Annotated in this window: 1 protein-coding gene; it reads right to left on the bottom strand. The window is 77.1% G+C overall.

The genetic code is table 11. From position 1 onward, the window contains the following. Positions 1 to 8 precede the first annotated feature (8 nt). Positions 9 to 14,006 (bottom strand): type I polyketide synthase, encoded by a 13,998-nt coding sequence (locus tag AC07A4_RS27270; RefSeq protein ID WP_478603208.1) that lies wholly within the window; start codon positions 14,004 to 14,006, stop codon positions 9 to 11. Positions 14,007 to 14,289: the final 283 nt, after the last annotated feature.

Below are 14,289 nucleotides of genomic sequence, written 5' to 3'. Positions count from 1 at the left end.
GTTCTCCCTCAGGCCCCGTAGTTGTTGTCGAGGAGTGCGAAGAGTTCGTCGGCGGTGGCGGTGGCCGTGTCGGTGCCGTCCGCCCCGTCCGCGGCGTCGCCTTGGGGCAGACGGCCGTTCCAGGCGCGCAGCAGGTCCCGCAGCCGGGCGCCGACCTCGTCGGCGCCGGGCGTGTCGGGGCCCGCGGCGGCGAGCGCGTCGGCGAGGCGGTCCAGTTGGGCCAGGACGGGCCGCTCCGGTTCGGGTGGCGCGGTGATGCGCGTGTGCAGATGGGTGGCGAGCGCGGCGGGCGTGGGGTGGTCGAACACCGCCGTGGGCGGGATGCGCAGTCCGGTCGCCTCGCTGAGCCGGTTCCTGAACGTGACGGCGAGCATGGAGTCGAACCCGGCGTTGGCGAAGGGCTGTCCGGGTTCGACGGCCGCGCTGCCGGAGTGCCCGAGCACGGCGGCGGCGTGCGCGACGACCAGGTCGAGGACGGCCCGGCGCCGGTCGGCCTCGGCCAAGGGGGCGAGCCGCGCCGCGAGTTCGGCGGCCGGGTCCGCGCCGGGGGCCTCGGCCTCGTCCACGGAAGCGGGCGCGGGCGCGGTGGCTCCCGCTGTGGCGGTGAGGGCGGAGCGGCCCGGTGTGGGCAGCCAGTACCGCGCGTGCTGGAAGGCGTAGGTGGGCAGGGCGGGCGGGGGGCCGCCCTGGGGCAGGACGGCGGCCCAGTGCACGGGCGCGCCGCTCGTCCACGCCTCGGCGAGGGCGGTGAGCACGCGGTCGGTGCCGCCGTCGTCGCGGCGCAGGGTGCCGACGGCGGCGACGGGCCGCCCGGCCCGCTCGGCGGTGCCCGTGAGGGCCGCGGTGAGCACCGGGTGCGGGCTCACCTCGACGAACAGGTCGTGCCCCGTGGCGGCGAGCCGTTCGGTGGCGCGGGCGAACTCGACCGGCTCGCGCAGGTTGCGGTACCAGTACCCGGCGTCCAGCGCGGTACCGTCGACGACGTCGCCGGTCACGGTGGAGTACAGCGGTACGTCCGCGGGCCTGGCCCGCACTCCGGCGAGCGCGGTGCGCAGCGTCTCGCCGACGTCGGCGACTTGCGCGGAGTGCGCGGCGTAGTCGACGGGGAGCCGCCGCGCGCGTACGTCGTCGCGCGCGCAGTCGGCGAGCAGTTGGTCGAGGGCGGCGGGCTCGCCCGCGACGACAACGGCTTCGGGGCCGTTGACGGCGGCCACGCCGATCCGTTCGCCGTAGGGCAGCAGGAGTTCGCGTACGCGGTCCTCGGGCGCGGCCAGGGAGACCATGCCGCCGCGGCCCGCGAGACGCAGGAGTTCCCGGCTGCGCAGGGCGACGACCTTGGCGGCGTCCTCCAGCGACAGCGCTCCCGCCACGCACGCCGCGGCGATCTCCCCCTGCGAGTGCCCCACAACCGCCGCGGGCTCCACCCCGTACGACCGCCACACCTCAGCCAACGACACCATCACCGCGAACAACACCGGCTGCACCACATCCACCCGCTCAAGGTCCGCCCCCGAGCGCAACACCTCCACCAACGACCAATCCGTATACGGCGACAACGCCTGAGCGCACTGGGCCACCCGCGCCGCGAACACCGGCGACGACTCCAGCAGCTCCCGCGCCATCCTCGGCCACTGCGACCCCTGCCCCGGGAACACGAACACGGTCCTGGCCTCGCCCGCGCGGCCGGTGGCGAGGCCGGGTGCGGGGGTGCCGTCGGCCAGGGCGGTGAGCGCGTCGAGGACGTCGGCGCGGGTGCGGCCGGTCACCGTGGCGCGGTGGCCGAAGGCGGTGCGGGTGGTGGCGAGGGCGCGGGCGAGGTCCGCGAGGGGCAGTTCGGGGGCGGTGTCCGCGTGGGCGCGCAGGCGGCGGGCCTGGGCGCGCAGGGCGGGCGCGGTGGCGGCGGACAGGGGCAGGGTGACGGCGTCGGTGGCGAGGGGGGCGGTGTCGGGGGGCTCGGGCGCCGGGGGTGGCGTGTCGTGCGGGGCCTGTTCGAGCAGGGCGTGGGCGTTGGTGCCGCTCATGCCGAAGGAGGAGACCCCGGCGCGGCGCGGGCGCCCTGTGTCGTCCCAGGGGCGGGCCTCGGTCAGGAGGCGGACCGCGCCCTTGGACCAGTCCACGTTGGTGGAGGGCTCCTCGACGTGCAGGGTGCGTGGCAGCAGGCCGTGGCGCAGCGCCATGACGGTCTTGATGACGCCCGCGACGCCCGCGGCGGCCTGGGTGTGGCCGATGTTGGACTTCAGCGAGCCGAGCCACAGCGGCCGCCCCTCGGTCCTGTCCTGGCCGTAGACGGCGAGCAGGGCCTGCGCCTCGATGGGGTCGCCGAGGGTGGTGCCGGTGCCGTGCGCCTCGACGAGGTCGACGTCCGCGCTGGTGAGCCCGGCGGCGGCAAGCGCCCGGCGCAGCACGCGCTCCTGTGCGGGGCCGCTGGGGGCGGTGAGGCCGTTGCTGGCGCCGTCCTGGTTGACGGCGGTGCCGCGGACGACGGCGAGGACCGGGTGGCCGAGGCGGCGGGCCTCGGTGAGGCGTTCGACGACGAGGACGCCGACGCCCTCGCCCCAGCCGGTGCCGTCGGCGGTGTCCGCGAAGGACCGGCAGCGGCCGTCCGGCGAGAGGCCGCGCTGGCGGCTGAACTCCACGAAGACGTCGGGGGACGCCATCACGGCGGCGCCGCCGACGAGCGCGAAGGAGCACTCCCCGGCGCGCAGGGCCTGCCCGGCCAGGTGCAGGGCGACCAGCGAGGACGAGCAGGCGGTCTCGACGGTGACGGCGGGGCCCTCGGTGCCGAGGGTGTAGGCGACGCGGCCGGAGGCGACGCTGGTGACCGTGCCGCTGAGCAGGTGGCCCTCGACGTCGGCGGCCGGGTCCCGGGGCCCGGTGCCGTACCCCTGCGAGGCGACGCCCAGGTAGACGCCGCCCTGGCTGCCGCGCACCGACCGGGGGTCGATGCCCGCGTGCTCCAGGGCCTCCCAGGAGGTTTCCAACAGGAGGCGCTGCTGGGGGTCCATGGCGAGGGCTTCGCGCGGGGAGATCCCGAAGAACTCGGCGTCGAAGTCTCCGGCGCCGTCGAGGAATCCGCCGCCGCTGGTGGAGAAGGTGCCCTCGCGTTCGGGGTCGGGGTCGTAGAGGTCGGTGAGCGGCCAGCCCCGGTCGGCGGGCAGGGCGCCGATGGCGTCGCGTTCGCCCGCGACGAGGTCCCACAGGTCGTCGGGGCCGCTCACGCCGCCGGGGAAGCGGCAGGCCATGCCGACGATGGCCAGCGGCTCGTCGACAGCGGCGGCGGGGCCGGTGGGTGCGGCGGGCTCGGCGCCCGGCGCGGGCGGGGCGCCGGTGAGTTCGGTGTGCAGGTGGGTGCCGAGCGCGGTGGCGGTGGGGTGGTCGAAGACGGTGCTCGCGGGCAGGGTGAGGCCGGTCGCGGCGGCGAGGCGGTTGCGCAGTTCGACGGCGGTGAGCGAGTCGAAGCCGAGGTCGTGGAAGGGCCGCCCGGCATCGAGCGCCGTGGCCGAGTCGTGCCCGAGGACGGCGGCCGCCTCGGTGCGTACGAAGTCGGTGAGGGCGCGCCGCCGTTCGGCGCCGGGCAGGGCGGCGAGCCGGTCGCGCCAGCGGGCGGCGGCGTCGGGCACGGCGTCCCGGGCCGGTTCCGGTGCCGCGTCGGGCAGGTCGCTCAGGAGCGCGCTGTCGCGGCCGGAGCGGAACGCCGGGGCGAAGCGCGCCCAGTCCATGTCCGCGACGACGAGGCCGCTTTCGCCGTGTTCCAGGGCCCGCCACAGCACGTCGAGCGCCGCTTCGGGGGCCATCGGGACGAGGCCGAGGCGGCGCAGGTTCGCGCCGGTCGCCCCCTGGGCCATGCCCGCGCCCGCCCACGGCCCCCAGGCCACGCAGGTCGCGGCGCGGCCCTGGGCGCGCCGCCGCTCGGCGACGGCGTCGAGGTGGGCGTTGGCGGCCGCGTAGGTGGCCTGGCCGCCGCTGCCCCAGGTGGCGGAGACCGACGAGAACAGCACGAAGGCGTCCACGTCGGCGCCGAGCAGGGCGTCCAGGTGGTCGGTGCCGCGCACCTTGGCGGCGGTGTCCGCGGCGAGCCGCTCGGGCGCGCAGTCGGTGATCGGGAGGTCGGCGGTGACTCCGGCGGCGTGGAACACGGCCCGCACGGGTGCGCCGTCGGCCGCGAGGCGGTCCAGGAGTTCCGCGAGGGCGCTCCCGTCGGCGATGTCGCAGGCCGTGACGGTGGTGGGGGTGCCCGCCGCGGCCAGTTCCCGGGCGAGGTCGGCGGCGCCGGGCGCGTCCGGTCCCTGTCGGCTCGTCAGGACGAGGCGGTCCGCGCCCTGCCGGGCCAGGCGGCGGGCCACGTGGGCGCCGAGGCCGCCGGTGCCGCCGGTGACGAGGACGGTGCCGCGCACGCTCCACGCGGGCTCGTCCCCCACGGCCGCCGCGGCGCTGGTGTCCCTGACCAGGCGGCGGCCGTGCAGACCGTCGGCGCGGATCGCCACTTGGTCCTCGGCCCGGCCCGCGTCGCCGGGCACGGCCCCGGCCAGGAGGGCGCACAGGCGGCGCAGGGCGGTGCCGTCCGGCCGCTGGGGCAGGTCCGCCAACCCGCCCCAGCGGCCCGGGTGTTCGAGCGCCGCGACCCTGCCGAGCCCCCACACCTGGGCCTGCTCGGGGCGTTCGGGGCCGTGGCTGTCGACGGCGACGGCGCCGGTGGTCAGACACCACAGCGGGGCGTCGCGGCCCGCGTCGCCGAGGGCCTGGACGAGCAGCAGCGTCGTCTCGGTTCCGGTGGCGGTCGCGAGCAGGGAAAGGACGCCGGTGACGTCGCCCGGCACGCGTGCGGCGAGCCCGGCCCGGTCGGCGCCGTCGCCGACGGCCAGGACGCTCACGTCGGCGCCGTGGTCGGCGAGTGCGCCCCGGCAGGCGTCGGCGAGCGGCGCGGCGTCGGCCGTGTCGGGCACGACGAGCAGCCAGGTGCCGGTGAGGCGGGCGGGCGCCGGGTCGGGCAGGGCGCGCCAGGTGACGCGGTAGGTCCAGGAGGCGTTCGTCGCGGGGGCGGGGCGGCTTGGGCGGGGCGCGGGCCAGTACCTGCGGTGCTGGAAGGGGTAGGTGGGCAGGTCGGGCGGCGGCAGGTGGGCGGGGCTGCCCGTGGTCCAGTCGACGGGCACGCCGCGTACGTGCAGGGCGGCGAGGGCGGCGGTGAGCGACTCGGTCTCGGTGCGTCCCTCGCGCAGCAGCGGCAGGGCGCGGCAGTCGTCGCCGTCGGCGCGGCACCCTTCGACGAGGCCGGACAGGACCCCGCCCGCGCCGAGTTCGAGGCAGCTGGTGGTGGCCGCGGCGAGCAGGGCGCGGGCGCCGTCGAGGAAGCGGACGGTGCCGCGCACGTGGCGCACCCAGTACTCGGGGTCACTGAGCGTGTCGGCGCCTGCGTGCGCGCCGGTGAGGTTCGAGATCACGGTCAGGCGCGGCGGCGCGTACGTCAGCTCCGCCGCCACGGCGCGGAACGCGTCGAGCATGCCGTCCATGCGCGCCGAGTGGAAGGCGTGGCTGACGGCGAGTTCCTTGGTGCGGCGCCCGCGCGCGCGGAAGTCCTCGACGAGGCGCAGGACGGGGGCGCGGTCGCCGGACAGAACGGTGGCGCGCGGTCCGTTGACGGCGGCGACGCTGACGCCGTTCGCCGTGCTGCCCGCGTCCGCGAGCAGCGCCCGTACCTCTTGTTCGTCGGCTTCCACGGCGGCCATGGCGCCGCCGTCGGGCAGTGCGTCCATGAGGCGGCCGCGGGCGGCGACCAGGGCGCAGGCGTCCGGCAGGTCGAGGACCCCGGCGACGTGGGCGGCGGCGAGTTCGCCGATGGAGTGCCCGAGCAGCACGTCGGGCCGTACGCCTCGGTGTTCCAGGAGGCGGAACAGGGCCACTTGGAGGGCGAAGAGGGCGGGCTGGGTGCAGCCGGTGCGGTCCAGGTACGCGGCCGCCGCGGTGCCGGGGGCGGCGAACATGAGGTCGCGCAGCGGCAGCGGCAGGTCCGGGGAGAGGTGCGGGGCGAGGTGGGTGAGGACGGCGTCGAGCGCGTCGGCGAAGACCGGTTCGTCCTGGTAGAGCCCCGCGCCCGCGCCCGCGCGCTGGCTGCCCTGCCCGGGGAAGAGGAAGGCCGTCCGGCCGGGGGCGGCGGCGTGTCCGGTCACGAGCCGCCCGTGGGAGCGGCCATCGGCGAGGGCGTCGAGCGCGGCGAGCACCGCCTCGGGCGCCTGGCCGAGGACGGCGGCCCGGTGGCCGAGCGCGGCGCGCCGGGTGGCGAGGGCGTGGGCGGTGCCCGCGAGGTCGCGGGGGGTGCGGGCGGTGAGGTACGCGCGGACGTGGGCGGCCTGTGCGCGCAGGGCGTCCGGGGTGTGGGCGGACAGCAGCAGGGGCGGCACGGGGGCGCCGGTGTCGGGTTCGGCGGGGTCCGTGGCGGGCGGTGCCTGTTCCAGGACGACGTGGGCGTTGGTGCCGCTGATGCCGAACGAGGAGACTCCGGCGCGGCGCGGCGCGCCCGTGTCCGGCCAGGGCGTGGGCGCGGTCAGCAGCCGTACGGTGCCCTCGGACCAGTCGATGTGCGGGTTGGGCTCGTCGGCGTGGAGCGTGCCGGGCAGTTCTCCGGCGCGCAGGGCGAGCACCATTTTCATGAGTCCGGCGACACCGGCGGCGGCCTGGGTGTGCCCGATGTTGGACTTGACGGAGCCGAGCCACAGCGGCCGTCCGGCCGGGCGTCCGGCGTGCACGGCTTGGAGCGCGCGGGCCTCGATGGGGTCGCCGAGTACGGTGCCGGTGCCGTGCGCCTCCACGGCGTCCACCTGGTCGGGGCGCAGGCCGGCGGCGGCGAGGGCGGCGCGGACGACGGCCTGTTGGGCGGGGCCGCTGGGAGCGGTCAGGCCGTTGCTGGCGCCGTCCTGGTTGACGGCGCTGCCCCGGATCACGGCGAGCACCGGGTGGCCGTGGCGGCGGGCGTCGGACAGGCGCTCCAGGAGCAGCACTCCGGCGCCCTCGCCCCAGGAGGTGCCGTCGGCGCCCGCGCCGAACGCCTTGCAGCGCCCGTCGGGGGCCAGGCCTCGCTGGCGGCTGAACTCGACGAACAGGCGGGGGGTGCTCATGACGGTGACGCCGCCCGCGAAGGCCTGCTCGCAGTCGCCGCGCCGCAGCGCCTCGGTGGCGAGGTGGACGGCGACGAGCGACGAGGAGCACGCCGTGTCGACGGTGAGGGCCGGGCCTTCGAGGCCGAGGACGTAGGCGACGCGGCCGGACATGACGCTGGCCGTGTTGCCGGTGAGGAGGTGGCCTTCGGACACTTCGGGGTCGGCGCCCGCGAGGTGCATGTAGTCCTGGCCGTTGGTGCCGACGAACACGCCGACGCGGCGCCCGCGCAGCGCGGCCGGGTCCTGCCCGGCGCGCTCCGCGGCCTCCCACGCGGTCTCCAGGAGGAGCCGCTGCTGGGGGTCCATGGCGAGGGCCTCGCGCGGGGAGATCCCGAAGAACTCGGCGTCGAACCCGGCGGCGTCGGCGACGAACGCGCCCTGGGTGCAGTAGGTGGTGCCGGTGCGGTCCGGGTCCGGGTCGTAGAGTCCGGCGGCGTCCCAGCCCCGGTCCGCGGGCCAGTCGGTGACCGCGTCCCTGCCTTCGGCGAGCAGCTCCCACAGCTCGTCGGGGCGGCGCACTCCGCCGGGGAAGCGGCAGCCCATGCCGACGACGGCGATGGGCTCGTCGTCGCGGGCGGCGGGCGGAGCCGGTGACGCGTCCGGCGTGGGGCCGGGGCGGGGTGCGCGCGCTTCGCCGGGCTGCCCGGACGCGCCGAGCTCGCCGATCTCACTCAGCAGGTGTGCCGCGAGGGCCGCGGGTGTGGGGCGTTCGAAGAGCACGGTGGCGGGCAGCCGTACGCCGGTGGCGGCGGCCAGGCGGTTGCGCAGTTCGACGGCGGTCAGCGAGTCGAACCCCATGTCTGTGAAGGCCCGTTCGGGGTGGACGGCGTCGGCGGTGGCGTGCCGCAGGACGGCCGCCGCCCGGGCGCGGACGAGGTCGGTGACGAACCGGGCGCGGTCGGCGGCGGGCACGGCGGCCAGCTGCTCGTGGAGCGCCCCCTGGGACGCGCCGGTCCTGGCGTCGGCGCCGCCCGTGTCGCCTGCGGTGTCCGCGGCGACGGCGGTGAGTTCGGTGAGCAGGGTCGCGGTGCGCGGCCCCGCCGCTTCGGCGAGGCAGCGCCAGTCGGCGTCGGCGACGACCACCAGCGCGTCGTCCTCGGCGAGGGCGCGCCCGATCGCGGTGACGGCGGCAGCGGGGTCCATGGAGGGCAGTCCGCGGTCCCGCAGCCGCCCGGCGACCCGGTCGTCGAGCATGCCCTCACCGGCGGCCCAGGCGCCCCAGGCGAGGGCGGTGCCGGGCAGCCCGTCGGCGCGCCGGGCGGCGGCGAGGGCCTCCAGGGCGGCGTTCGCGGCGGCGTAGTTGGCCTGGCCCGCGTTGCCCACGACGCCCATGACGGAGGTGAAGACGACGAACGCGGCGAGGTCCTGGCCCAGGGTGGCCTCGTGCAGGACGCGGGCGGCGGTCACCTTGGCCCGCAGGGAGACAGCGAGCCGGGCGGGCGTGAGGGCGTCGAGCGTGCCGTCGTCGAGGACGCCCGCCGCGTGCACGACGGCGGTCAGCGGCTGGTCCTGCGGCAGGGTGCGCAGCAGCTCGGCGACGCTCTGGGGGTCGGCGACGTCGCAGGCCGCGACGGTCACGGCGGCCCCGGCCGCTGCCAGTTCGGCCCGCAGCGCGTCGGCGCCGGGCGCCTGCGGCCCACGGCGGCCGACGAGCAGCAGCCGCCCGACGCCACACCCGGCCAGCCACCGCGCCACGTGCGCGCCGACGCCCCCGGTACCGCCGGTGACGAGGACGGTGCCGTGTCCGAACGCCGCGGCGAGCGCGGGCGGGCCGCCGCGCACGGGAGCGGGCAGCAGCCGCCGCGCGAGGACCCCGGTGGGCCGCACCGCGACCTGGTCCTCTTCGGCGGCGGCCGTCAGGACGGCGCACAGCCGTCGCAGGGTCCGCTCGTCCGGCGCGTCGGGCAGGTCGGCGAGGCCGCCCCAGCGGTCGGGGTGTTCGAGCGCGGCGCAGCGGCCGAGCCCGGCGACGGCGGCGTGTGCGAGGGGGCCGGGCCGCTCGCCCGCGCCGGTCACGGCGGCGCCCCGCGTCAGGCACCACAGGGGCGCGTCGATCCCGGCGTCGCCGAGCGCCTGGACGAGCGCGAGGGTGAGCGCGAGAGCGCCGGGCAGCTCGTCGTGTTCGGGGTGGGTGCGGCGTTCGTACGCGAGCAGGGAGAGCACTCCGGCGACGGGCCGTTCCCCGGCGGCCGAGGTGAGCGCGGCGGCCAGCGCGCCCCGTGTCTGTCCGGGCCCGTCCGCCGTGACGACGGTGACGTCGAGGCCGATCGCGCCGAGCCCGCGCACGACGTCGGCGGCGGCCGTCTCCTCCTCGGGGCACACCGCGAGCCAGTGCCCGCCGGGTGCCGACGCGGGCGGCAGGTCGAGGGGCCGCCATCCCACGCGGTGCCGCCAGGAGTCGACACGCCGCTCCCGCGTCCGCTCGGCCCGCCAGGTGGTGAGCGCGGGCAGCACCTCGTCCAGGGCTTCCGGAGTCACCCGCAACGTCTGGGCGAGCCGCGCGGGTTCCGCGCGCACCAGCGCCTCCCACAGCTCGTCCCCCGCCCCGTCGGCCGCGGCCCGCGCGGTGTCCAGCCAGAACCGCTCGCGCTGGAAGGGGTAGGTGGGCAGGTCGACGCGCGTGGCACCGGTGCCGTCGAAAGCGGGCGACCAGTCGACGGACACACCGTGGACGTGCGCCTGGCCGAGCGCCAGGAGCATCCGCTGCAGGCCGCCCTCATCGCGGCGCAACGTGCCCAGCACGACGCCACTCGCGCCCGCGTGCTCCAGGGTCTCCTCGACCGCCATGGCCAGGACGGGGTGCGGACTGACCTCGATGTACGCGCCGAAGCCCGCCTCGGCCAGCGCCCGCACGGCGGGAGCGAAGCCGACGGTGCCGCGCAGGTTCGCGTACCAGTACGCCGCGTCCATGACCGAGGTGTCGAGCCACTCCCCCGTCACCGTGGACAGCAACCGCACCTCGCCGCGTAACGGCTCGATCCCCTCCAGGGCTGCCAGTAACTCGCTCTCGACGCGCTCCACATGGGCGGAGTGCGAGGCGTAGTCGACGTCGATACGCCGTGCACGCACCCCATCCGCCTCACAGGAGGCCCGCAGCTCATCCAGAGCGTCGGTGTCACCGGACACCACCACGGCCGAGGGCCCGTTGACCGCGGCCACCGACAACCGGCCGCTCCACGGGGCCAGCCGCTCCTCGACATCAGCCAAGGGCAGCGCCAGCGACACCATCCCCCCATGACCCGCCAGCCGCACGATCGCCCGACTGCGCAGCGCCACCACCTTCGCGCCATCCGCCAACGACAGACCGCCCGCGACCACCGCAGCCGCGATCTCCCCCTGCGAATGCCCCACCACCGCGTCCGGCACCACACCAAACACCCGCCACAACCGCGCCAGCGACACCATCACCGCGAACAACACCGGCTGCACCACATCCACCCGCTCCAGACCGCGCCCCTCACGGATCACGTCCAGCAGCGACCACTCCACATACGGGGCCAGAGCCGCCTCGCACTCCCCCATGAACGCGACGAACTCCGCCGACTCCGCCATAAGGTCACGTGCCATCCCCACCCACTGAGCGCCCTGCCCCGGGAACACGAACACCGTCCCCCCGGACACCGACACCCGGCCCTCCACCACGCACGGCGACGCCTCACCCAGCGCCAACGCCCGCACACCCTCACCGAGTTGCTCCACATTCCCGGCCACCACGGCCCGGTGCTCGTGCAGCGCCCGCGTCACCGTCAGCGACCACCCCACATCAGCGGCCCCGGCCCCGACCTCAAGCAACCGCGCCGCCTGCTCCCGCAACGCCTCCGGCGACTTCGCCGACAACAGCCACGGCACCGGAGCCAGCACCTCACGCACCTCGGACGGCGCTTCCGGCTCCGGAGCCTCCTCCACGATCACGTGCGCGTTCGTCCCGCTGATCCCGAAACCGGATACTCCCGCCCGGCGCGGCCGGTCCCCCGTGGGCCACGGTGCCGGTTCGGCGAGCAGGTGTACGTCGCCCGTGCTCCAGTTCACGTACGGCGAGGGCTCGGTGAGGTGCAGGGTGCGGGGCAGCAGCTCGTGGCGCAGGGCCAGGACCATCTTCATGACGCCGCCGACCCCGGCGGCGGCCTGGGTGTGGCCGATGTTCGACTTGAGGGATCCGAGCCGCAGCGGCCGTCCGTCGGGGCGCTGTTGCCCGTACGTGGCAAGGAGCGCCTGCGCTTCGATCGGGTCCCCGAGCCGGGTGCCCGTGCCGTGGGCCTCCACGGCGTCGACGTCCTGAGCCGTCAGGCCCGCGTCGGCGAGGGCCGCGCGGATCACGCGCCGCTGGCTCGGCCCGCTGGGCGCGGTCAGGCCGTTGCTGGCGCCGTCCTGGTTGACGGCGGAGCCGCGTACGACCGCGAGCACCGGATGGCCGTTGCGGCGGGCGTCCGACAGGCGCTCCAGGAGCAGCACGCCGACGCCTTCGGCCAGGCCGAACCCGTCGGCCGAGGCGGAGAAGGCCTTGCAGCGGCCGTCGGCGGCCAGGCCGCCCTGGCTGCTGAACTCCACGAACATGCCCGGCGTCGGCATCACCGTCGCGCCGCCCGCGAGCGCGAGGGCGCACTCGCCGCGGCGCAGCGACTGCACCGCGAGGTGCAGGGCCACCAGCGAGGAGGAGCAGGCGGTGTCCACGGTGACGGCGGCGCCTTCGAGGCCGAGGACGTAGGCGATGCGGCCGGAGGCGACGCTGCCGGTGTTGCCGGTGAGGAGGTGGCCGTTGCCGTCCTTCGCCTCGTGCAGGCGGGGCCCGTAGTCCATGGTCATCGCGCCGATGTAGACACCGGTGCGGCTGCCGCGCAGGGTGCCCGGGTCGATCCCGGCACGCTCCAGGGCCTCCCAGGAGGTTTCCAGGAGGAGCCGCTGCTGCGGGTCCATCACGAGGGCCTCGCGGGGCGAGATGCCGAAGAAGTCCGCGTCGAAGCGGTCGGCTTCGTGGAGGAAGCCCGCCTCGCGCTGGTAGTGGCGCCCGGGTCCGGTGTCGTCGGGGGCGCAGGCGCCCTCGGTGCTCCAGCCCCGGTTGTCGGGGAACGGCGTCACGGCGTCGGTGCCGTCGGCCAGGAGCCGCCACAGGCGCTCGGGGCTGTCGGCGCCGCCGGGGTAGCGGCAGCCCATGGCGACGATCGCGATGGGGTCGTCGGCCGCCGGAGCCGCCGATGCCTCCACGGCCTCCCGCTGCCCGTCGTCGCCAAGGAGTTCACCGCGCAGCGCTTCGGCGAGTGCCTTCGGCGTCGGGTGGTCGAAGACAGCCGTCACGGGCAGGGTGGCGGCGCCGGTGGCCCCGGCGACGCGGTTGCGGATCTCCACGGCCGTCACGGAGTCGAGGCCCAGTCCGGTGAACGTCGCCTCGGGGTCGACGGGCCGGGTGTCGCCGAGCACCGCGGCGACCTCCTGGACCACGACGCGCAGCAGCCGCTCGCGCTGCCCCGGGGCGGTGAGCTCGGCCAGTTCGTCGCGCAGGGCGGCCCCCGCGTCCTCGGTGTCGGCGTCGGCGTCGCCTTGCCGCAGGTCGGCGGGCAGGTCGGCGGGGCGGGCGTCGAGCCCCGCGAAGACGGCCTCGTGGTCGGGGGTGGCGCCGTGCGCGTACGCCTCGCCGAGCGCGGTGAGGAAGCGTGTGCGGTCTCCGTGGCCGCGGCGCAGGGTCGCGCCGACGTGCGCGGTGACGCCGCGTTCGGCGGCGGTCGCCTGGAGGGCGGTGACGAGGACCGGGTGCGGGCTGACCTCCAGGAGGAGGGCGTGGCCGTCCCGCAGCAGGGCCGTGGTGGCGTCGTGGAAGCGGACCGTGCCGCGCAGGTTGCGGGCCCAGTAGGAGGCGTCGAGCGCCGGTTCGGGGAGCAGGTCGCCGGTGAGGCCGGAGTAGTACGGCAGGGTGGCGGGCAGCGGCCGGACGGGGGCCAGGTCGGCGTGCAGGCGGGGCGCGATGGCGTCGATGTGCGGGGAGTGCGCGGCGAGTCCGACGGCGATGCGGCGCGCGTGGACGCCCGCGGCGGTGAGCCGCTCGGCGAGTTCCGCGGCGGCGTCGGCGTCGCCCGACACGATCACGGAGCGCGGCCCGTTGACGGCGGCGATGCCCAACCGCCCGTCGAACGCGTCCAGATGGGCCGCCACGTCGTCCGCGGCGGCCATGACGGACACCATCTCGCCGCGCCCGGACAAGGTGGCCTGCGCCTGGCTCCACAGGGCGACGACGCGGGCGCTGTCGTCCAGGGAGAGGGCGCCGCTGACGGCGGCCGCGGTGATCTCGCCGCAGCTGTGGCCGAGGACCGCGGCGGGCTCCACGCCGTGGTCGCGCCAGAGCCCGGCGAGGGCGACGCCGACGGCGAACAGGGCGGGCTGGACGACGTCGGGGCGCTCCAGGCCCGGCGCGCCGTCGGCGGCGCGCAGCACGTCCATGAGGGACCAGTCGACGAAGGGTTCCAGGGCCTGCGCGCAGGCGTCGACGCGCTCCTTGAACCGGGGCGTGGAGTCGAGGAGTCCGGCGGCCATGCCGGGCCACTGGGAGCCCTGCCCGGGGAAGACGAAGGCGACGGCCCCGCCGGGCCCGCCGGGGCCTTCGGCGAGCCCGGGCGTGCCGCGGCCGTGGGCGAGCGCGTCGAGGCCGTCGAGGAACGCCTCCCGGTCTCCGGCCACCAGCGCGGCCCGTCGCCCCGGCGCGGTCGGTGCGCCCGCGAGGGCGAGCCCGACGTCGGCGGGGCGCCACTCGGGCAGGGCGCGCAGATGGTCGCGCAGCCGCCGCGCCTGCGCCGCGAGGGCGCCCTTGCCGTCGGCGGACAGGGCCCACAGGAGGGGGGTCCCGGCAGGGGACTCGGGCACGTTCACGCCATGGCTCCTCAGCACGTACGGGGACAGGGACAAGGGGGCGTGGACCGGCGCGCGGTCCATGCCTGGGCGCGCCGGGGCGCGGCGGGTCCGCACGGTTCGGGTGCGGGCGCATCGGCGGGTGAGGGCGTACGGGGGTGAGGGCTCCGGTACGGGAGCCGCGCGTCGGGGGGGGGGGGGGGGGGGGGGGGGGGGGGGGTGCAGGGGGGGGGGGGGGGGGGGGCCGGGTAACCCATCGTAGGGGGTCCCCCGGGAGGGCCTCCTCCAGTCTCTTGTCTCTCGT

It is taken from the genome of Streptomyces sp. NPDC043996 (assembly GCF_056435225.1).
This window is presented reverse-complemented; position numbering and strand designations above follow the sequence as displayed.